This is a genomic window from Acinetobacter sp. HA (genome assembly GCF_000264725.1).
Lineage (GTDB): Bacteria > Pseudomonadota > Gammaproteobacteria > Pseudomonadales > Moraxellaceae > Acinetobacter > Acinetobacter schindleri.
In genome coordinates, this window is the sequence record NZ_AJXD01000023.1 from 1 (window position 1) to 19,615 (window position 19,615).

The window sequence follows — 19,615 nt, forward strand, 5'->3', positions numbered from 1 at the left end:
TTTAAAGTGATTTTCTTATTGTGGACGAGCGACATCACCACTGAGTGCTTCAGGCAGGTCGAGTACAGTCAAACCTAATTCAATAAGCGCTTCCGGTTTGGCAACCACGAGTGCTTTAAAGCCGCCGTCAATATTGACACTGTTTACGACTTCTACATCATTATTCAGTTTACTTGCGATAGCTGGTGCTTCAGCTGTACCTTGTACCAGATGCAACCAGTGTTTCGGTTTGGCTTTGAACCATAAACGGGCAATGACTTCCTGACCGAGGTAACACCCCTTGTCATAGTGGATGCCTTCACGCTGATACAGGCGCAGTTCTTGTGGCTGGAATTGTTCTGCGGTTGCTGCCTGAATCCATGCCTGACCTGATTCAATTGCATTCATCTCCCAAGCTTGAATATCCGTTGCTTCAGGACCAAATTCGCTATGGATGCCTGTGACGACTGGATAAGCTAAACCTACTTCTTCTAACTTCATTTTGGAGAAAGCTCCAAACTTGCGGATGTGCTTGGCAAAGTCTTCAGCCTGATCAGCAGTCACAACGATTTCAAAGCTTTCAGCGTTAATTTTTTTCAGCCATAAACCAAATAGAATGCGTCCTTTTAAACTACAGATTGCGGTATAGCGCGTTTGGTTTTCAGCCAAGGCTTCAGTATTTAAAGTCACTTGACCTTGCAGGAATTTTTGCGCATCTACTCCATTCAGCGTAAATAAGGTAAAAGCAGGAGATGTTGCCATGATCAGCCTCAGTTTGAATACTAAAAATCAATCAAGCTATTGTGCAGCAAGCATTATCTCTAGGCAAATAAAAAAGCCCGCAATATCAGATGCAGGCTTTTAATTAAAAGCGAGAGTTAATGATGATGGTCATGTGAACCAGGTAAATCAGCATTACAGTCAAATTTCCCGCCACAGATTCGTACATATTCCATCATGCCCTGATCTTCATGATCGAGAATATGACAATGCTGTACAAAGTCACCTTCGAATTTCTTGTAATGACTTCGAACAATCACTTCATATCCCGGTTTAACAAAGATGGTATCCTTGAATTGTCCTTTTAAACCTCGGTACTGGACATCATCCAGCTCATTGGGCGTGGTTGCAGGTTCCGATATTGCTTCACTTACGTCTTTTTTATCCGGGTTTAAAATTTTAACAATCTGGAACGGATTGACATGGATATGGAAAGGATGTCCCAGATTTGCGCTGGTCAGTACCCATTCATCGACTTTACCTATTTCTAGCTTGCGCACATATTTGCCATTGACCACACTTTCTCCAGTGAAGGTTTCTCCAAAACTATAGATGCCTGGATGATCAGCATAACGATAACCGAATTTACCATTTGGACCAAAAGAGGCATCAAAAGTAGAGCGTTGTTGTGGTCGGTCTTGAATCAGGTTATCTATTTCTCTGGTCATCAATGAGGGATGATCAGTAAAGGCAGACAGATTAAGTTGCGCTAATTGCGCCTGAATCTCCTTGCTTAAGCCGATTTTCTGTGCCTGATCTTTTAAAAACTGAGCAGCAGTTTGCGCCTTCAACTTGGTGGATTTTACATTTACCCAGCCCAGCAGCTGTGCATTTAGCCTGCTATTAGGAGATAACTGTGGGGTGATTTCACCGGAAGTTCTGGTATTAATTTCATCATCAATATTTAATCTTGAATCGAAGATGCAGTATTTATTGGTGGAGGGAAAGCTGAGCATGGCATCGTGACGATAACCTGGCTGGAACACGGAAAGGGTACGGGGCTGAGCCTGGCTCATCGTTAATCCGTCTTGGGCAATCGTGTGAACTGGCAGGCTGGTCAGTTGATCGAAAGCAACTTTTGAGGCGGGAATGAGAATATTCCCCTGATAGGAAAGACAGGCATCCACCGTTTGCTTGGCAGTATATTGGCTGGAGCCAGGTAATTCTTTAATGATTAAGCCAATAGTGTCCCGTACCCCTCCATGAATCATACGCCAGCGGTTAAATTCATTTTGATTGACCTGAATTTCGCCTAATACTTTGCCATTAATTGAAGTGTAGTAGTTATTTAGCCCCCAAGAGTTGAAGCTATTCAGACCAGCATAGTTTTCCATCGTGCCTATGCCTGCACCTTTACAATCATTGCTGTTTAAAGATTGGCCTTCAGTGTCAGTACAGTCATATTGAATTTGCTGGAAGACCAGGATTTTTTCATTTGCATCATTATTCTTAGCTTTATCTTTCCATAAAATGTCGAGATCACCTGTAGACGTCACCTTGCCATTTTTCACTTTAGGTACACGGCTTCCTTCCACAATGAGCGGACCAGCCATCCCACTAGATACCTGAATTGCGGTCGAGCCATGTAAATGGGCATGGTACCAGTAAGTGCCCGCAGGATGATTGGGTTCAATCTTATATTGATAATCAAGATTCGCCTGCGGGGCAATTTTCAGAAAGACATTGTCACTATTTCCCTGAGGGCTGACCCAGAAACCATGTGTATGCAGGTTGGTGGTATTAAAACAATGGGGTTCATTCGGATCGAGAATATTTTCACAGCTTTCAGGTGTTTCATCAGGTAGCTGATTATTTAAATTAATCGACAAGGTTTCACCCTGTTTGACCCGAATCTGTGGACCAACCAGTTCATCCACAATTCCGGTTTCACGTGCTTCCTGCCTGTTCAATAAACTGGCTTTAGTCAAATAACCCCGAACCAGTAATTGATCCCATTGCGATTGCCTCGGGTTATAAATCTTATTGGTCTTATATGCCGCAACCAGTTCGTATTTACCTTTACCACCTTTTTGCAGCAAGGGTGGATTATTAATGAGTGACTCCGATTTAGCAGAGGCGGGAGGGAAAGGGGGAGAAGGATGATCCGGTTTAGTGGGGTGGGTAGGAGTAGGTTTAGTCGGATTGTATGGATCGGAGGGCTTTTTCCCTCCAATCCAGCTGGAAGCCAAAACTGCCACTAATACAGTAATGATCCCAATAATGGCGATCTGTAACATGTTATTCACCTTTATTAATTTTTTATGTTGTGTGTTGTTGTTATGAAGTACTTATCGCTTAGATGTACTGAAATGTTTTAAGGGTGAATATCACCAAATTGGGATATACAGATAGATGACAGGAAAAGGTCAAAACTATTCAGGTAATAAGCTACCCAAAAGAAGTATTAAGTTTTTGAATTAATTATGATATTTAAAGTAATTTGCAAGAAATCATCGACTGTAAAAAAATCTTAAAAAAGTTAGGGATTTTAATCTGACTTACTTGCTTTACAGGTTTTCAGGTACCAAGCGCATATTGTATTTCCCTCAAAATTAAAAAGAGCTAGAAATAAACTTGGAAAATTTTATTGATGCTATGGTTTTATTGTCAGGCTAAGGATCTTGCCGAAAATGGAAAAGAGTCAAAAAAATTATCTATTCAACAGTGCTATTTCTACCCAAAAACTCAGATCATTTAAAAACCGTCTTTTGCCTTTAAATGAAAAAATAAGAGATACCGTTAATCTTAAATAAGTCTATTTTTTGAGCTATAAGGCTATTCTCATACTAAAGAATAAGAAGGATTTGCCCGGTTTTTTTCTAGAAAATAAGGATTTAGAGCCATTATTTTAAAGAATATGTATCCATTTATTTCAAAAACGCTATTTTTTATATATAAGTTTATGAAATATAAAAGATTTGGGAAATGGCTTTTCCACAGTGTACTATGCCTGCAAAACGATGTGAAACATCTACAACAAGTATGCAGTACAGAAGAACGATTCAAGAGGCAGGTAAGCTATGAACAACAACTACCGTAAACCGCTGCAAGGTACCCAGCTGGAATATTACGACGTGCGTCAGGCCGTTGAAGATATTCAGCCAGGCGCATATGCCAAACTTCCCTATACCTCCAAAGTGCTGGCAGAACAGTTGGTACGCCGTTGTGATCCTGCCATTCTGGAACAGTCACTGCGTCAGCTAATTGAGCGTAAGCAGGAACATGATTTCCCGTGGTATCCAGCCCGTGTGGTGTGTCATGACATTTTGGGGCAAACGGCACTGGTTGATCTTGCCGGTCTGCGTGATGCGATTGCCGATCAGGGCGGTGACCCCTCCAAAGTCAATCCGGTGGTGCCAACCCAGCTGATTGTCGACCACTCGCTGGCGGTGGAGTATGGCGGCTTTGATCCGGATGCATTTGAGAAAAACCGTGCAATTGAAGACCGCCGTAATGAAGACCGTTTCCATTTTATTGAATGGACCAAAACGGCTTTTGAAAATGTTGATGTGATTCCAGCCGGTAACGGCATCATGCACCAGATTAATCTGGAAAAAATGTCACCGGTGATTCAGAACCGTGACGGTGTTGCATTCCCGGACACTTGTGTTGGTACAGATTCGCATACGCCACATACCGATGCCTTGGGCGTAATCTCGATTGGTGTCGGTGGCCTGGAAGCTGAGAACGTGATGCTGGGCCGTGCCTCGTGGATGCGTCTGCCGGATATCATTGGGGTAGAGCTGGTCGGGCAACGTCAGCCGGGCATTACTGCAACGGATATCGTCTTGGCCTTAACTGAATTCCTGCGTAAGGAACGTGTGGTTGGCGCTTATCTGGAATTCTTTGGTGAAGGTGCTGACAGCATGTCAGTGGGTGATCGCGCCACAATTTCTAATATGACCCCTGAATATGGCGCAACCGCAGCCATGTTCTATATTGACCAGAACACCATTGATTATCTGACGTTAACCGGTCGTGAGCCTGAGCAAGTCAAACTGGTTGAAAGCTATGCCAAGGAAATTGGTCTGTGGTCATCGGAAATGACACAAGCAGAATATCCACGTGTACTGCGTTTTGACCTGTCGACTGTGACCCGTAATATTGCTGGTCCATCGAATCCGCATGCGCGTGTTTCAACTGCTGACCTGAAAGAGAAAGGCATTGCCGGAGTAGTAGAAAACCGTACCGATGGCCTGATGCCAGATGGTGCGATCATCATCGCGGCAATCACTTCATGTACCAATACCTCCAACCCACGTAATACTGTTGCAGCAGGTTTATTGGCACGTAAAGCCAATGAGCTTGGCTTAGTGCGTAAGCCATGGGTGAAATCATCTTTTGCACCGGGGTCTAAAGCAGCTGCGCTGTACTTGGAAGAAGCAGGTGTACTTGAAGATCTGGAAAAACTAGGCTTTGGTATCGTGGCTTATGCCTGCACCACGTGTAACGGCATGTCAGGCGCGCTAGATCCGAAAATTCAGCAAGAAATTATTGACCGTGATTTATACGCGACTGCGGTACTTTCAGGGAACCGTAACTTCGATGGTCGTATTCATCCTTATGCAAAACAGGCTTTCTTGGCATCTCCACCATTAGTCGTGGCTTATGCAATCGCCGGTACGATTCGTTTTGATATCGAAAAAGATGCACTAGGCACAGACAAAGATGGCAACCCGATTTACCTGAAAGACATCTGGCCATCTGATGAAGAAATTGATGCTTTGGTAAAAGAGTCAGTCAAGCCGGAGCAATTTAATAAAGTTTATATTCCAATGTTTGATCTGGGCGAGCGCGAGAAGGCAGCAAGCCCGCTGTATGACTGGCGTCCGCAAAGTACCTATATTCGCCGTCCACCGTACTGGGAAGGTGCACTGGCTGCACCGCGTACACTCACCAACATGCGTCCACTGGCTATTCTTGGCGATAACATTACCACTGACCATTTATCACCTTCAAATGCAATTGTGCGTGATTCGGCAGCGGGTGAATACTTAGCAAAAATGGGTGTGCCCGAGGAAGACTTTAACTCTTATGCGACGCACCGTGGCGATCACCTGACTGCACAGCGTGCAACCCTGGCTAATCCTAAGTTGTATAACGAAATGGTGGTCCGTTCTGATGGCACCATCAAGCAGGGTTCTAAAGCACGTGTGGAGCCGGAAGGTGAAGTAATGCGTATGTGGGAAGCGATTGAAACCTACATGAACCGTAAGCAGCCGTTGATCGTGATTGCCGGTAAGGATTATGGTCAGGGTTCAAGTCGTGACTGGGCAGCCAAAGGTGTGCGTCTGGCTGGTGTAGAAGCGATTGTGGCTGAAGGTTTTGAGCGTATTCACCGTACTAACCTGGTGGGTATGGGCGTTCTTCCACTTGAGTTTAAACCGGGTACAGACCGCAAGACTTTAAAGCTGGATGGTACTGAGCTATATAGCGTGATTGGTAATATTGCACCACGTTCGACTTTGACACTTGTGATTGAGCGCGCAACTGAAGATGGTAAGGAACAGACGATTGAAGTGCCTGTGACCTGTCGTCTGGATACCGAAGAAGAAGTATCTGTGTATGAAGCAGGAGGGGTATTACAACGCTTTGCGCAGGATTTCTTGGAAGGGAATGTGGCTTGATTTAAGTTACTTCTTTTTAATCCACCCCAACCCTCCTTTTTCAAAGGAAGGTTGGGGTGGATTAAAGTTATTGAATTTGTTTAAAAAACGCTCTAATGTTCATTGGGGCGTTTTTTAAATTTGGGGAAAATAAAAATGCATAGAATAAGTGAGATAACTATAAAAAATTTCAAATCATGTATAGATACACAATTGAAATTAGAACCTTTTACAGCATTAGTCGGTTATAACAATGCTGGAAAATCTAACATTTTAAAGTGTATTGATATTTTAGTTAGGGGTAAAGCGCAAGAGCAATCAAGTTTTTATAATAAAGATGAACAGTTAGAGATAATTGCTTTGGTGCAGGGATTGGACGGTAATGCATTAGGTCATTTATCAGAAGCCCAGCGCGAAAGTCTTGTTCCTTATATTGAAAATAATTCTACTAGAATTAGATTTCTACAGAAAAAGCCAGGAACAGGTAGAAATGCGGTTCAAATGGAAGTTCAGAAACCAAATTCAGATAATGATCAATGGAATAATCCTAATGGATTACCACAAGCTATAACCACGCTTTTTCCTGAACCAACCTTCATTAATTCAATGGAGGATTCAGCAGAAGATGTTTTCAAGGTCAAAGCTGGAAATACTATAGGAAAGTTAATTGCAATTTTGCAAAAGCAAATTGTTGAAACGAATGTAGACGTAGTAAATAGTGCTCTAGCTGAAATTGGTTCTAAATTAAATTTAAGTGGTAGTGAACGATTAAAAGAGTTTGAAGAGTTTGATATTGAAATTAGTCAAAAGGTAGCAGATTTTTCCCCGGTTTGAAATTAAATATCGATATACCTACACCTGATATAAGTGATCTATTTAAACAAGGTAGATTAAAAGTAACAGAGGATAGTAGCGATCGTGTGACAGATTTTAACGATATGGGACATGGTGCACAGAGAGCAATTCAGATGACGCTAATACGTCATTTATCAGAAATAACTAAAGATGTTTCTAAAGATGGGAAAACTAATTTGCTATTGATAGATGAGCCTGAATTATTTTTGCATCCACAAGCAATTGAGTTATTAAGAGCGTCCCTCAAATCCTTATCTAAAAAAGGTTATCAAGTAATATTTACAACACATTCCCCTTTTATGATTGAGCAAGAGGATATTCCTTATACAAATATAGTCCGTAAAAACAATAGAGGTACTCGTGTTGAAGTTCGTTTGAATGAGGCTATTATAAAAGTTCTAAATAGTAATGAGGCGCAAGCACGCTTGTTATTTGAAACTTATAATTTAGGGCAAATATTATTTTCTGATAGTGTATTGATTGCCGAAGGTGATACAGAAAAACATGTTTTACCAAATTTAATTAAAAAGGTGACGGGTAAATCGCTAGGTGAATTGAAGTTAGCTCTCGTGGTAGCGACTGGCTCACAAAATATTCCTGGGATGATTAAGATATTAAAAGAAATGAACATACCTGTTAAAGCATTGGCGGATTTAGATTTTGCTTTTACAGCGCATAAGTTTCAGTTAATAGAGAGTGGGCATCCATGTATTGAAAAGTGTTTAGAAATTATTGGAAAATTACAACCTATACATGGTTTCAGCTTACAAGGTCGTTATCCCACAGGAGGGAATGGATACAAGAGTGCACAAGTATATGAATTGTTGGCTCAAGATGAGCAAGCGCTCGAACCTATTGAGAGTTTAATAAACCATTTTAAAACTCAATCCATTTGGCTATGGAAATTAGGAGCTATTGAACCGCATCTTTGTTTAGAAGCTAAGCAAACAGGTGAATGGTATAAATTTAGAAAAAATTTACAGGATAAAGAACTTGAGGATGTTGTTGCTGATCCTTTAGTAATTAAACAGTTTGCAACGTGGTGTACATTACAAAGCTGATCTTCGCCCAAATGCCACCATCATTTACAAAAATGGACAATAGACATTCATCACCAGAGGGTTATACTAGTTTCACCATTTTCTAAAACAACGGAGAACAAAGATGGTTATTGCTGGCTCTAAACCGGGAACAGGTTTCTATTTTTGTGTTCAATGTGGACATCGCGTTTACTTAGAAATTGGTACAGACCGCTTACCACCGTGTACCAAATGCCAAGGCACCCAATATAACGATAAGGTTGCCTAAGCTACAGCAAAAAATAAAACAGAAAAACCTGTTTTAAATAAAAGCCCTATTACCCCATAGGGCTTTTTGCTATTTTAGAGAGAAAGAAAAATCACCCATCGCCACAAACAGGTTTGGAGCGCAGTATGGAAACGATCCTCGGTTTATGTATTGGTATTGGACTCAGTGCAGCGTGTGGCTTTCGTATATTCGCACCTTTGCTGGTCATGAGTATCGCTTGTAATCTGAACTGGTTTGAACCGATCCAGGGCTTCGGCTGGCTGGCTTTACCCTCGGTTTGTTTGACACTGGGCATCGCGACCTTATGTGAAATCATCGCTTACTATATTCCCTGGGTGGATAATATCCTTGATATTATTGCTACCCCCGCAGCTGTCATTGCTGGAACCGTATCTACGATGGCAGTAAGTAGTGGGGAAATGTCGCAGTTTATAGCTTGGGCAACCGCATTAATTGTAGGTGGAGGCACCGCCGGAGCAGTACAATTTGGTACGGTGGCTTTGCGAGGTTTATCAACTACCACCACCGGTGGAGTAGGAAATCCGGTCATTTCTACGGGGGAGTGGGTCAGTGCGATCTTGATTTCAATTTTATCCTTCTTGGCACCTGTAATGCTGGTGATAGTATTAATTATTGCTGCCATCTGGTTTGTACGCTGGTTTAAACAGATCAAGAAAAAAAAAGCTGATCCTGGTATAGCATAAATCCTCTAAGTCACTGTTTTATAAATCTAAAACTAAATAGTAAGTTCATGTGAAAGGACTAAAAAAACTCTAAAAAGTGATTGATTTTTATTCATTAAAGGCATAATTTTAGTATGGGATTAATAAATACATACTTTTATTATGATTTTAATCCCTACCTTTATAAAAAAGAATATGGGGAGTTTGCATGGATATGATCAAGTTTGTGATTGATGAGCATACGACAGACAATGGTGCACATCTGATCCATAATTCAACGATGGGGTGTGAAGACTTGCCTGATCCTGATGCTCAGATTCTGATTGGTTATTTTGCCAATTATGAACTGGCGTATAAGCGTGCGCGCATGAACTGGCCTAGAGAGAAAGTGACCGGTTGTGAAAAATGCTGCAAGGCATAACTCATGAATCAATCAGTAATTAAAAATGAATATGATGTTGAGATTTTTGACCCTGCCATTGTATAGGGTCATTTTGTTTCAGCTTTCATCTTTCTATGTTAAAAATAATAAGCAACATGTGCCTATACATATGAGATCAGGAAAATGAAAATAGCAAAACTTGCAGTTTTTTCAGTGCAACCATATTGATCTCGAATGCAGCCGTAGCGCAACAAGCTTTAAAGCCTCAACAGCGCCAGTCACAACAAGATCAAAAAACTTTTCAAGCTTATGTCCCAAAAAACTATTCTTTCTTTGAAGCGGTGAAAGGTGACTTAAATAAAGATGGTGTGCCGGATGCTGTACTGATTGTCAAAGCTACAGATCCTAAAGCTTTAGTTAAAGATGAATATCGTGGAACCTTAGACCGGAACCGCCGAGGTATCATTGTTCTTTTGGGGCAAAAGGACAAGAACACTTATAAACAGTTTCTGCAAAACCTGAACTGTTTCAGCTCGGATCAGGAAGATGGCGGGGTGTATTATCCACCTGAACTGGTGCCTGAAATTAACAAAGGACTACTGCAGCTTACGTATCAGCATGGACGTTATGGCTATTGGAGCTATAAATTCCGTCTTCAGAATCAGGATATGCGACTGATTGGCTATGACCAGTTTTCTCATCATGGTCCTTTACTTGAGTCGAAAACCAGCTTTAATCTGCTGACTGGCAAAAAAATCTATAGTAAAAACCTAATCACGGATCCGGAGCACAACCCAAAATATAAAGAAACGCATTCAGTGCATAAAAAGTCACCTATTTATTTATCCAAAATTAAAGACTTTGATCAGCTCACATTTTAAATATCTAACTGCCTGAAATTGGCGCACATTTTGCAATTTATTTAATACGAGGATGCAAAGCTTCATCTAATCGCAGAGCTTTGACTTAATTTAGTGCGCTTTTATGCACGATAAAGAGGGCAATTGAGTATGGATATGACCAACCACGTTTCTGAATCCCCGAAACTACCGCTTTCTGCACATGCCTGTGCGGCCTGGTCGCTCATATTTGTGCCTTTTTGTGGGGTAATTGGGCTGATCTATTTTGCGCTGGCTTATCTGATCAATCTGAAAGTACTGACATCTGAATTAAGCAAAATGAATAAAGTACTGGCAATTATCATGTCCGGGATGTGTGCCATGAGTGGCTGGTGGTTTACTGCACAATGGTTGCAGGGAACTTTTTAAAGTGAAAAAAAGGAGAAAAGGGGTAAATAAAATTCCAATAAAGCTCCTTTTTTTAAAATAAAACGTCATAAAAATGAGTCAATGAGATTTATTTCTCTGAATTTTCTTTTAAATCGGAATAATTTTTCAAAAATTAGAAAAATGATAAAAACATAGGAAATTAATTCCGTGTGCTCAAGGCTAATATATGTCTCAAGGGTGTGACGGGATCGGAAAGAGTAGCATGCTGTGAGCGGCGCAAAACGCGAGAGCAGTACTTACCCAAAAGGTCTTGATCCGGCTTAGGACGCTATGAACCAGAAGTTTGTAGGCTATAAGATCAATTCTTACAAAGATTGATAGTTGAAGTAAACCATCACGAGTTTTCCCAACACCCTAAAAATTCTCCAGTAAAACCCATTAGAAAATATAAAAATAACTCTTCTATTCAAATCTCCTTAACAGTGTTATATCCGCCATTTCTTATTATTCAGTCAATTTATGCTAGTCTGGAAATTGAACCGTATCCTTTAGAGGAATCGCGATGGAACTTGATTTCTGGCGGAAATTTTTACTGTATGCATTGTTCGTTAATTACAGCATATTAATATTCTGGTTCCTGATCATTGTCTTTGCCCGCGACTGGGTCAAACAGTTGCATGGAAAATGGTTCAAGCTCTCAGATTCAACCTTTGATGCCATTCATTATGCGGGTATGGCACTCTATAAGATTGGTATTTTTCTATTTAATCTAGTGCCTTTATTGGTTTTATATCTGATGTAGATATAGAGAGAAATAATAGATTTGAATCTTTTATTAACGTGACTTTAACCTGTGGTCGAATAGTAATCTCAAAGACCCAGTTCAACTTATTAAAATTATGCAACTAAAAACAACAACATCGCTAAAAGGAGTTCAGGCAAATGAATCAGTTTAAACCCGCCCTGATTTTAGGTGCACTCATCGGCTTAGGAATGATTATAGCGGGATGGATTCTGGGGAATAGTGCCGTCAAGATCAAACAGTATGAACGAATTGTTTCGGTCAAAGGCCTGTCTGAACGTGAAGTTAGGGCAAATGTCGCGGTCTGGCCGATTCGCTTTAGTTCGGCCAGTCAGGATGTGACTCAGCTTTATGACGTGATGGAACTACAAACCCAGCAAATCCAGACGTTCCTGAAAGGTGAAGGCTTTAAAGCCGAAGAAATTACCACGGGAGCACCCGTCACCACAGATAAATATGCACAGCAGTATGGCGGAGATGCCAATGTTGCCCTGCGTTATACCGCACATCAAACCATTACCGTATATACCCATAATATTGATGCAGTACGGGCAGCACAAACCCGTTTAGCAGAACTGGGTAAAAAGGGCATTGCCTTTGGTGGCGATGATTCTGGACAACGAACTGAGTATCTATTTACTGGCTTGAATGACATTAAACCAGCGATGATTGAACAGGCCACACAAAATGCTCGGAGCGTGGCAGAAAAATTTGCAGCTGATTCACAAAGTCGTCTAGGAAAAATCAAAACTGCTAATCAGGGTCTGTTCAGTATTGAAGATCGCGACAGTAATACACCCTATCTTAAAAAAGTTCGTGTCGTATCTACAGTCGATTACTATCTGGCAGATTAAATTGACCGGAAGCAATTCAGCAGTACGATCTGAGCAGCTTAAACCCGGCTGGCCAAGTCGCAAGCCGAGTATAACCTCCTTAAATCAACTTCCTGTAAACGTTCAGATTGACACACTGAATTGACATTGTTATTTTGCGCATCTTTCTCCCCATGCAATTGCGCCATGCCACTAAACGATAACTTTGTTTACTGCCCACCTCAAGATCCGATTAAAATTCTCTATGAAGATGAGGATCTGGTGGTGATTGAAAAACCGGCAGGGTTGTTGTCGGTGCCGGGTCGTCTGCCAGAGCATCATGACAGCGCTTATTTACGTGTGTGCGAGCAATTTCCGGAAGCACGAATTACCCATCGCCTGGATATGGGTACTTCCGGAATTCTGATGTTTGCCAAGCATCGTGATGCAGAAGTGGCAGTCAGTAAAATGTTTCAGGCACGTACAGTGAATAAGCATTACATCGCTTTGGTACAAGGCAAACTGGTCGGTGAGGGTGAAGTTAATGCCCCACTCATCACTGACTGGGAAAATCGGCCACGTCAGATGGTACATACGGAACTGGGCAAGCCCTCTAAAACCCTGTATCAAGTGTTGGATTATGATGTGGCACAAGATATTAGCCGTGTCTTATTAATGCCGATTACCGGGCGTTCACATCAACTGCGTGTACATATGATGCATATTGGTCATCCGATTACTGGCGATAAAATTTATCACCCCGAACCACTGCGCAGTCCGCTGCAACGTATGGCCCTGCATGCCAGTTATCTTGCATTTACCCAGCCCTTAAGTGATAAACCGGTAGAAATTCACGGTAGTGTGCCTTTTTAATATTTTCTAGTTTCGACTCCATGTTTTATTAAATAATATTTGAATTTCTGGAATGAATGCAGAACACTTTACTCATCTATTGCGTTGTATAAAGTGTGAGAAAATATTTCATATTTTTTCTTTAATTCTCCAAATTTACTTATTTTTTGATCTAAAAAGCATTAGTTTAAATATAGTTATGTGCTTTGTTGAACTATGTAAATTTATAAGTTTACCTATCTTAATACTGTCTCATGAAGAAAATTAAATTTTTAAAAAGATCAAAATTTGGTAAATTTAAATCTATGTTATCAAACAATATTATATTTTAATTTTGATAAAAATTAAGAAATATAATATTATTTCATTAGATTCAATAACTTACTGTCTATCTTATAAGTTAATTCATACTTAAAGCTTTAATATTTTTATTCTGGCAAGATTTCAAGAGATAAAACAGTAAAATTCAACAAAAATATCAATATTATTAAATATTTATACCTAATTCTAGTGATAGGATTTTTGAGAAAATCAGTGCAAACTAAGAATCTTTCATAAGTTCTTTGATTTGATTTAAAGCATTTTTCTTATTGTATTTTTTTAATTAGGGCACGGACGATGTCAAGTATTATTTTATTCGTTCTGGTGGGGATACTATCTGGCGTACTTGCAGTCACACTAAACAAATTAAAATCCCTGCGTGGAAACCTCGATGTTTTACAAAACAATCTGGATCATGCACGTCATAAACTGACAGATTATGAACAACAGGTAGAAGATAGTGAGTACGAGTTGTCTCAGCTACGCGTGCAGATCAGTAGTTTACGCACGACTTTAGAAAAATATAAGAAATACCAGGAGATCTGCGAAATTGAACAATATGTCATTAACCGTACCTTACAGGCTGAAAATTTTGTAAAAATGACCAAGGTTGATGCTTCAATCATGGTGGATGATATTAAAGGCTATATCGAGCGGGTGAAGGCATTTATAGAGGGTTATCAGGCTAAGGCAATTCAAAAGGTTGATCAGCAGGCACGGGAAAAACTGCAACGTTATTATAAACAGGCACAAGAAGAATATCGCTTGCAGGATGTGGTTACTGCCTTAGAGCATAAAATTCATGGTTATCAGTATGGATTCTCGCTAGCAGCTAAAGATGTTTTGACTGAATTAATAGAGGGTTATCAGGAGCAAGATACTGCAAGACATTTACAGGATATTCGTGAGCAAATTGAGCAGGCGATTCGAGACAAAAAAGTTGCGCAATGCAACTATGTCGATGAAGATCGCCGTAATACCACCATGGATATGATCAGTCTGGCCTTTAACAGCCGTGCCGACCTGTATCTGTCTCGTTTAACTGCAGATAATCTGGGACAGATGCTACAGGCGCTGCAAGATGATTTTTATTTAATTAATCATAAAGGGCAGGATTTAAGTCAGGCTCGCATTCAGCAATCGTATCTGGATTTACGTTTGCAAGAGCTCAAGTTTGCAGCCTTACTTCTGGAATTAAAGAAAACACCAGGAAAAGTTCTTCACCTGGCTTAAGCCGCTTAGTCAAAAAAATTAGGCGTAAAATGAGGATGAAAATATCTCCAAAATAAGCAGTCAAAAGTATCTCTACTAGTTAAAAGTTAAAGAGATACTTTAAAAATAAAACTTCGATTTGATATATAAAATCAGTCATTTAAAAACTGTAAAAAATGTTATTTTTCCTATCGTATCCTGTATAAAAATCAGCTAATCTAATTTGTATAATAAAACGGCAGCATAATAAGGACAGCCCTATGTCACGTGATTATCAGCAGTTCCCGGATGATGAAAATGGCAATGTACTCTGGCAGATGTTTCAGGATGGCGATGATCTGACTGAAGCACATGAAATTGAATTTTCGATTGCATTTAATGAAGAATCTCAGGCTGATCGCTGTGCTTTGCATCTATTAAAAGAAGAACAGAAAATCAGCCTGTTTCAGGATGAAGAAAGCGATACACTCGAGTGGGTGATCACGATTTTCGTTTATATGGAACCGAGCTACGAAGATATTGTTGATCTGGAGCAATGGTTTACCAAAATCGCGAGTGAATTTGGTGGCGTTTATGATGGTTGGGGCTGTATGGCTTATGTATATGACGACATCGACGATGATGATACGCCTTTGACCAGTTAAAGCTAAACAAAATTTTTATAACACAGAATGAAGAGTATAAGCCCAGCCCGTCTGGGCTTTTTCTTCTGGTGAATCAACAGTTTATTAATGAATAATTCAAACTGATATTATTTAAAACGAATAGAGGAATTGTAGAAATTAAATCCATATAAAATATAAGGTATAAAATGCTATAATGATTTTTTAATTTATTCATTTCTTATTTTTATTTTTATTTTTATTTTTATTTTTATTTTTGAGGTTCTTATGAGTCTACCCCATTGTCCAAAATGCCAGTCTGAATACACCTACGAAGATGGGGATTTACTGATTTGTCCTGAATGTTCGCATGAATGGAAAGAGGGTGAAGATACAGAAGAGCAGCTAATCATTAAGGATGCCAATGGTAATGTTCTTGCTGATGGTGATAGTGTAACAGTGATCAAAGACCTGAAAATTAAAGGTTCCTCATCTGTGGTGAAAGTTGGAACTAAAGTAAAAAGTATTCGCCTGTTGCCAGATGCAGCAGATGGTCATGATATTGACTGTAAAATTGAGGGTATTGGCGCAATGAAGCTCAAGTCTGAATATGTGAAAAAAGCATAATCCAGTCCTGATCTGTTTTAATCTATTAAAGTTTGAACCAGAATGGCGGTTTAAAAAATAGGCCGTCATCACCTGCCTTGGCTTACATTTTATTTCAGACGGGGCATAATCAAGAAAAAATACTGAGTAAATAAAACCTCATGCCTCATCTTCATATTGAATATTCAGATAATATCCAGAATCTGGAGGTCAAGCCGATGCTGCTTAAGATTCACCAGGCCTTATATACTGCAAATTATATTCAGGATCCGAATGATTTAAAAAGCCGGGCAATTTGTCAGCAGAATTATGTGATTGGACTGGATTTGCATACCACTCAGGCCTATGTACATGCAAAAGTATCCTTATTGTCGGGGCGTAGTCCTGAATTGAAACAGGCAATTTCCCAGTGTGTCTTAGCAGTGCTACGACAGCATGTACCAGCCCAGCAGGGTTTGACAATACAGCTCTGTGTAGAAATCATAGAAATGCCAAAGGACTGTTATAGTAAAGCCTTTATTTAACTTTAGTTTAACAATACTTGTATGTTGTTGAAATTATAATTATTATTTTTCGGGATTGTTATGTTGTGACACAACTAAAATCTAGCAAACAGTAAAAAATAACTTAAATAAGCTTAAATTAACTGGGTTCCTTCTCAAGTTTTATGGAAGTTGTTTAGCTAACAATAAAATGATCTTTAAAAAATGAACTTTATGGGGCTTTTAGTATATTTGATGATCTTAACTAGTTAAGGTTTTTTTGCTGTAATTCTAAAAAAATCTATGTCCTTCTGTAGGGGCAGATTGCAGTGATTATTTGACCATTTAAAAAATATAAGAGAATAGAGATGAAAATATTCGGGGACGCATCTTTAGGTAGAGAAATAGTTGATTTATTACATGAATGGGATAGTGCAATAACAGGCTTGGATATTCAGAATGTGCTTAAGTTGTGTGTATCAGATGTCAGGTTTTTTGATTTAAGTACAGAAGTTCATGGTCTGAAAGCTTATGAACAGAAATGGAATCTTTACAAGCCTTATATGCTGCATGGAGTGACCATACAGCGACATGACGTGACAATCCACGTAGAGCCTCATTTAGCTTTCATTCATGGTTATGTCAAACTTACACCAGCAAATGCTGACAAAGTAAAGTGGCTTCCCTCAGTGAAATGGTGTCGTACTAGCTTATGTTTGAAAAAGGAACAAGGGCAATGGAAAATGGTGCATCAGCATATTTCGGTACCGGTAGAGATTGAAACACATAGCATGAAAGTATTAGAGCTAACCATTTAAATCTATAATGACATTATTTATATGAATTCATTCGCTATTTAAGTTCTCTACTATAGGGCAATGTTTAAGTTGAATTCCAATAAAAAAAAGAGCCTGAATGATTTAGGCTCTTTTTATTTGCAGAATGAGTATTAACCAAAGCGTTTTGGAATTTTCTGTCCATTAGGTATAGGGGTTTCAGCATTTTTTAATACACCGAATAACCAGGTTTCAGCATGCTGTACGGCAGTCTTGAGCTGATCGCCTAATGCTAAACGACCGGCAATGAAACTGGCCAGTGAACAGCCTGAACCATGATATTCACCCTCCAGACGAGCACAACGGGTCTGGTTCACCAGTTCACCCTGAATATATAAACTGTTCTGGATATAATCTGGAGTATCTTCATGACCGCCTTTAACCAGTATAGCTTTGGCACCCATGGCAAACAGTTTTTGTGTCGCAAGTTCCAGATCCTGCTCACCTGTCAGTGCACGCAATTCCACTGTGTTCGGTGTAATAATAGTTGCATGAGGGATCAATTGGGTAAAAGCCTTGACCAAGGTTGCTTGATCTCCCAATGAGCCACCACTGTTCGCGACAAGTACCGGATCAAGCACATAAAAATATTCAGGATGCTCAGCAAGAAACTCGGCTAGGGCTGCAATATTGTCGGTAGTACCAAGCATGCCGGATTTGACACCACAGATGGGCAAGTCACCGACTACCGCATGAGCTTGTGCAAGCAATAGGCTTTTTGATGTCGCTTCAAAGCCAAATACCTGTTGAGAGTTCTGAATAGTAAGGGCGGTACAGGCTATTGCAGCATGAGCCCCGCTTTGGCCAATAGCTTCAATATCAGCCTGGAGACCTGCTCCACCTGAAGGATCCAAACCTGAAAAGCATAGTACGGTAGGGCGCAAAACGATGTCCTTAAACTCTAGATTTGCGTTAGTATAGGCAAAATTTCATGAACACTCGATACCCATTTGCATCGAAGTAACCGGAGGACTGTGGTGATTCAGAATATCCTGATTGATCTGGATGGAACCTTAACTGATCCTAAAGTAGGGATTACCACTTCAGCACGTTATGGCTTGGAAAAAATTGGCCATCCTATTAGTCCCGATACCAATATTGACTGGATTATTGGACCACCGCTTAAAGCCTCACTCGCTAAAATTCTGAACGTTGCAAGCAATCACGTGCTGGCAGAGCAGGCACTAGAAGCCTATCGGGAACGTTTTGCAGTCACCGGACTATATGAAAATAAAGTCTTTCCCGAAGTAGCTGAAACTTTAGCTGAACTCAAACGCCGTGGATATCGACTATTTCTTGCGACTGCTAAACCCACCGTTTATGCACGACAGATTCTTGAACACTTTGAGCTAGATCAATATTTTGAAGGCATTTATGGCAGTGAGCTAAATGGTGATCGTACCAACAAAGGCGACCTGATCGAATACATCTTGCAGCAAGAGCAGTTAAATCCAGATACTTGTATTATGGTGGGAGATCGTGAGCATGACATTTTTGGTGCTAGACGTAATGGGATAGAAACTATTGCAGTCACCTATGGCTATGGTTCACCAGAAGAATTTGCTCAAGCTGAGCCCAAATTTCAGATTCAACGCTTTAATGAAGTTTTTGATTGTCTAGGTAAATAATTTTTATATTTTAAAATTCTACGCTTTGTATATTTAAAATAATCTCGATTTATATTTCATGATTCGAGATTATTTTCTAGTTATTTAATTAACATATTTATATAAAGAGTAAATTAAATTATAAACTTATTATATTAAATTTAAGCTATTAAATAGTGGATTAATAACCTGTTTATAAATTTGTAATTCATGTGTTAAATCAAGTAACTTATTTGTTGTTAAGTGTAATTAATTTACAATTATACAATTAACTGGATATAAAAACTTATAATTTAATATAAATTATTGAAATAACTAATAATAAATTTAATATAAATTTTTTAATATCATTCATCAATAAATTTTATATAAATATAAATCAATAGTTTAAATCATATTAATTAATAAAATTAAACTTCAATTTAAAATTACTACATAATAATCATAAAATCTTACCTATTTTATGGTTTTAACTTGAAATTACTCCTGCTATGAAAAGCTGGTTGGAAATTATAAACGGCACGACTCATCATAAGAATATTCAGGAGTTTCTTTCATGGCTAGCATTGATATATTGGCTAAGAATAATAGACCTCTTTCATAAATCATTTTTTGCTCAGTTCCAAGTTGTAGATTCCAGCGATTAAATTGAATCTCAAAC

At 39.4% G+C, this 19,615-nt stretch carries 20 protein-coding genes; 17 read left to right on the forward strand and 3 right to left on the reverse strand.

Going from position 1 to position 19,615, the window contains the following annotated elements; translation table 11 throughout:
- Positions 1-15: 15 nt before the first annotated feature.
- On the reverse strand, positions 16-741 hold the full coding sequence (locus tag HADU_RS06105; RefSeq protein ID WP_005223133.1) for a YgfZ/GcvT domain-containing protein: 726 nt from the start codon (positions 739-741) through the stop codon (positions 16-18).
- Positions 742-857: 116 nt separating this feature from the next.
- Positions 858-2,996 carry a multicopper oxidase family protein gene (locus tag HADU_RS06110; protein ID WP_008304451.1) on the reverse strand — a complete coding sequence of 713 codons (2,139 nt, stop codon included), beginning with the start codon at positions 2,994-2,996 and terminating at the stop codon, positions 858-860.
- A gap of 783 nt (positions 2,997-3,779) precedes the next feature.
- Here HADU_RS06110 and acnD point away from each other — a divergent pair.
- The 16 genes from acnD to HADU_RS06180 all read left to right on the forward strand — a co-directional run bounded on the left by acnD (position 3,780) and on the right by HADU_RS06180 (position 17,329).
- Complete coding sequence (gene acnD / locus HADU_RS06115) at positions 3,780-6,386, forward strand: Fe/S-dependent 2-methylisocitrate dehydratase AcnD (protein WP_008304452.1); 2,607 nt, start codon at positions 3,780-3,782, stop codon at positions 6,384-6,386.
- A gap of 135 nt (positions 6,387-6,521) precedes the next feature.
- Entirely contained in the window at positions 6,522-7,199 is a 678-nt protein-coding gene (locus tag HADU_RS15855) for an AAA family ATPase (RefSeq protein WP_227499337.1), read from the forward strand.
- Complete coding sequence (locus HADU_RS15860; RefSeq protein WP_227499338.1) at positions 7,196-8,281, forward strand: ATP-dependent nuclease; 1,086 nt, start codon at positions 7,196-7,198, stop codon at positions 8,279-8,281. The genes HADU_RS15855 and HADU_RS15860 overlap by 4 nt, the downstream gene beginning before the upstream one ends.
- 103 nt (positions 8,282-8,384) lie before the next feature.
- Positions 8,385-8,528 (forward strand): zinc ribbon-containing protein, encoded by a 144-nt coding sequence (locus HADU_RS15225; protein WP_004814545.1) that lies wholly within the window; start codon positions 8,385-8,387, stop codon positions 8,526-8,528.
- Positions 8,529-8,653: 125 nt separating this feature from the next.
- Positions 8,654-9,232 carry a DUF4126 domain-containing protein gene (locus HADU_RS06125; RefSeq protein WP_008304455.1) on the forward strand — a complete coding sequence of 193 codons (579 nt, stop codon included), beginning with the start codon at positions 8,654-8,656 and terminating at the stop codon, positions 9,230-9,232.
- A gap of 187 nt (positions 9,233-9,419) precedes the next feature.
- Positions 9,420-9,632, forward strand: coding sequence for a hypothetical protein (locus HADU_RS06130; RefSeq protein WP_008304456.1), 213 nt, complete (start codon positions 9,420-9,422; stop codon positions 9,630-9,632).
- A 185-nt stretch (positions 9,633-9,817) separates the two neighbouring features.
- On the forward strand, positions 9,818-10,474 hold the full coding sequence (locus tag HADU_RS06135; protein WP_008304463.1) for a hypothetical protein: 657 nt from the start codon (positions 9,818-9,820) through the stop codon (positions 10,472-10,474).
- A gap of 129 nt (positions 10,475-10,603) precedes the next feature.
- Positions 10,604-10,861 carry a hypothetical protein gene (locus HADU_RS06140; protein ID WP_004891618.1) on the forward strand — a complete coding sequence of 86 codons (258 nt, stop codon included), beginning with the start codon at positions 10,604-10,606 and terminating at the stop codon, positions 10,859-10,861.
- A 523-nt stretch (positions 10,862-11,384) separates the two neighbouring features.
- Positions 11,385-11,624: a DUF6868 family protein gene (locus HADU_RS06145; RefSeq protein WP_008304465.1), complete on the forward strand. Its 240-nt coding sequence runs from the start codon at positions 11,385-11,387 to the stop codon at positions 11,622-11,624.
- 140 nt (positions 11,625-11,764) lie between these two features.
- Complete coding sequence (locus HADU_RS06150) at positions 11,765-12,478, forward strand: SIMPL domain-containing protein (protein WP_008304466.1); 714 nt, start codon at positions 11,765-11,767, stop codon at positions 12,476-12,478.
- Between the two features lie 165 nt (positions 12,479-12,643).
- Positions 12,644-13,309, forward strand: a complete 666-nt coding sequence (locus tag HADU_RS06155) for an RluA family pseudouridine synthase (protein ID WP_008304467.1) — start codon at positions 12,644-12,646, stop codon at positions 13,307-13,309.
- A 597-nt stretch (positions 13,310-13,906) separates the two neighbouring features.
- Positions 13,907-14,842 carry a DUF4041 domain-containing protein gene (locus HADU_RS06160; RefSeq protein WP_008304469.1) on the forward strand — a complete coding sequence of 312 codons (936 nt, stop codon included), beginning with the start codon at positions 13,907-13,909 and terminating at the stop codon, positions 14,840-14,842.
- A gap of 239 nt (positions 14,843-15,081) precedes the next feature.
- Positions 15,082-15,465: a ribonuclease E inhibitor RraB gene (locus HADU_RS06165; protein WP_004814565.1), complete on the forward strand. Its 384-nt coding sequence runs from the start codon at positions 15,082-15,084 to the stop codon at positions 15,463-15,465.
- A gap of 246 nt (positions 15,466-15,711) precedes the next feature.
- Positions 15,712-16,050: a zinc ribbon domain-containing protein YjdM gene (locus HADU_RS06170; protein ID WP_004814566.1), complete on the forward strand. Its 339-nt coding sequence runs from the start codon at positions 15,712-15,714 to the stop codon at positions 16,048-16,050.
- Between the two features lie 140 nt (positions 16,051-16,190).
- On the forward strand, positions 16,191-16,553 hold the full coding sequence (locus HADU_RS06175; protein WP_008304470.1) for a 5-carboxymethyl-2-hydroxymuconate Delta-isomerase: 363 nt from the start codon (positions 16,191-16,193) through the stop codon (positions 16,551-16,553).
- Between the two features lie 326 nt (positions 16,554-16,879).
- The gene (locus tag HADU_RS06180) at positions 16,880-17,329 is read left to right on the forward strand and encodes a YybH family protein (protein WP_008304471.1); all 450 of its coding nucleotides are present in this window, start codon (positions 16,880-16,882) and stop codon (positions 17,327-17,329) included.
- A 131-nt stretch (positions 17,330-17,460) separates the two neighbouring features.
- On the opposite strand, the gene HADU_RS06185 is transcribed toward HADU_RS06180, so the two are convergent.
- Positions 17,461-18,231: a hydroxymethylpyrimidine/phosphomethylpyrimidine kinase gene (locus HADU_RS06185; RefSeq protein ID WP_004814574.1), complete on the reverse strand. Its 771-nt coding sequence runs from the start codon at positions 18,229-18,231 to the stop codon at positions 17,461-17,463.
- 93 nt (positions 18,232-18,324) lie between these two features.
- On the opposite strand from HADU_RS06185, the gene HADU_RS06190 reads away from it, so the two are divergent.
- The gene (locus tag HADU_RS06190; RefSeq protein ID WP_034592406.1) at positions 18,325-18,975 is read left to right on the forward strand and encodes an HAD-IA family hydrolase; all 651 of its coding nucleotides are present in this window, start codon (positions 18,325-18,327) and stop codon (positions 18,973-18,975) included.
- The last annotated feature ends 640 nt before the right edge of the window (positions 18,976-19,615 follow it).

Bases quoted from the DNA above. Each gene is read 5' to 3' on its own strand.
- HADU_RS06105 (WP_005223133.1), bottom strand. From the start codon at position 741: ATGGCAACATCTCCTGCTTTTACCTTATTTACGCTGAATGGAGTAGAT.
- HADU_RS06110 (WP_008304451.1), bottom strand. From the start codon at position 2,996: ATGTTACAGATCGCCATTATTGGGATCATTACTGTATTAGTGGCAGTT.
- acnD (WP_008304452.1), top strand. From the start codon at position 3,780: ATGAACAACAACTACCGTAAACCGCTGCAAGGTACCCAGCTGGAATAT.
- HADU_RS15855 (WP_227499337.1), top strand. From the start codon at position 6,522: ATGCATAGAATAAGTGAGATAACTATAAAAAATTTCAAATCATGTATA.
- HADU_RS15225 (WP_004814545.1), top strand. From the start codon at position 8,385: ATGGTTATTGCTGGCTCTAAACCGGGAACAGGTTTCTATTTTTGTGTT.
- HADU_RS06125 (WP_008304455.1), top strand. From the start codon at position 8,654: ATGGAAACGATCCTCGGTTTATGTATTGGTATTGGACTCAGTGCAGCG.
- HADU_RS06130 (WP_008304456.1), top strand. From the start codon at position 9,420: ATGGATATGATCAAGTTTGTGATTGATGAGCATACGACAGACAATGGT.
- HADU_RS06140 (WP_004891618.1), top strand. From the start codon at position 10,604: ATGGATATGACCAACCACGTTTCTGAATCCCCGAAACTACCGCTTTCT.
- HADU_RS06145 (WP_008304465.1), top strand. From the start codon at position 11,385: ATGGAACTTGATTTCTGGCGGAAATTTTTACTGTATGCATTGTTCGTT.
- HADU_RS06150 (WP_008304466.1), top strand. From the start codon at position 11,765: ATGAATCAGTTTAAACCCGCCCTGATTTTAGGTGCACTCATCGGCTTA.
- HADU_RS06155 (WP_008304467.1), top strand. From the start codon at position 12,644: ATGCCACTAAACGATAACTTTGTTTACTGCCCACCTCAAGATCCGATT.
- HADU_RS06160 (WP_008304469.1), top strand. From the start codon at position 13,907: ATGTCAAGTATTATTTTATTCGTTCTGGTGGGGATACTATCTGGCGTA.
- HADU_RS06165 (WP_004814565.1), top strand. From the start codon at position 15,082: ATGTCACGTGATTATCAGCAGTTCCCGGATGATGAAAATGGCAATGTA.
- HADU_RS06170 (WP_004814566.1), top strand. From the start codon at position 15,712: ATGAGTCTACCCCATTGTCCAAAATGCCAGTCTGAATACACCTACGAA.
- HADU_RS06175 (WP_008304470.1), top strand. From the start codon at position 16,191: ATGCCTCATCTTCATATTGAATATTCAGATAATATCCAGAATCTGGAG.
- HADU_RS06180 (WP_008304471.1), top strand. From the start codon at position 16,880: ATGAAAATATTCGGGGACGCATCTTTAGGTAGAGAAATAGTTGATTTA.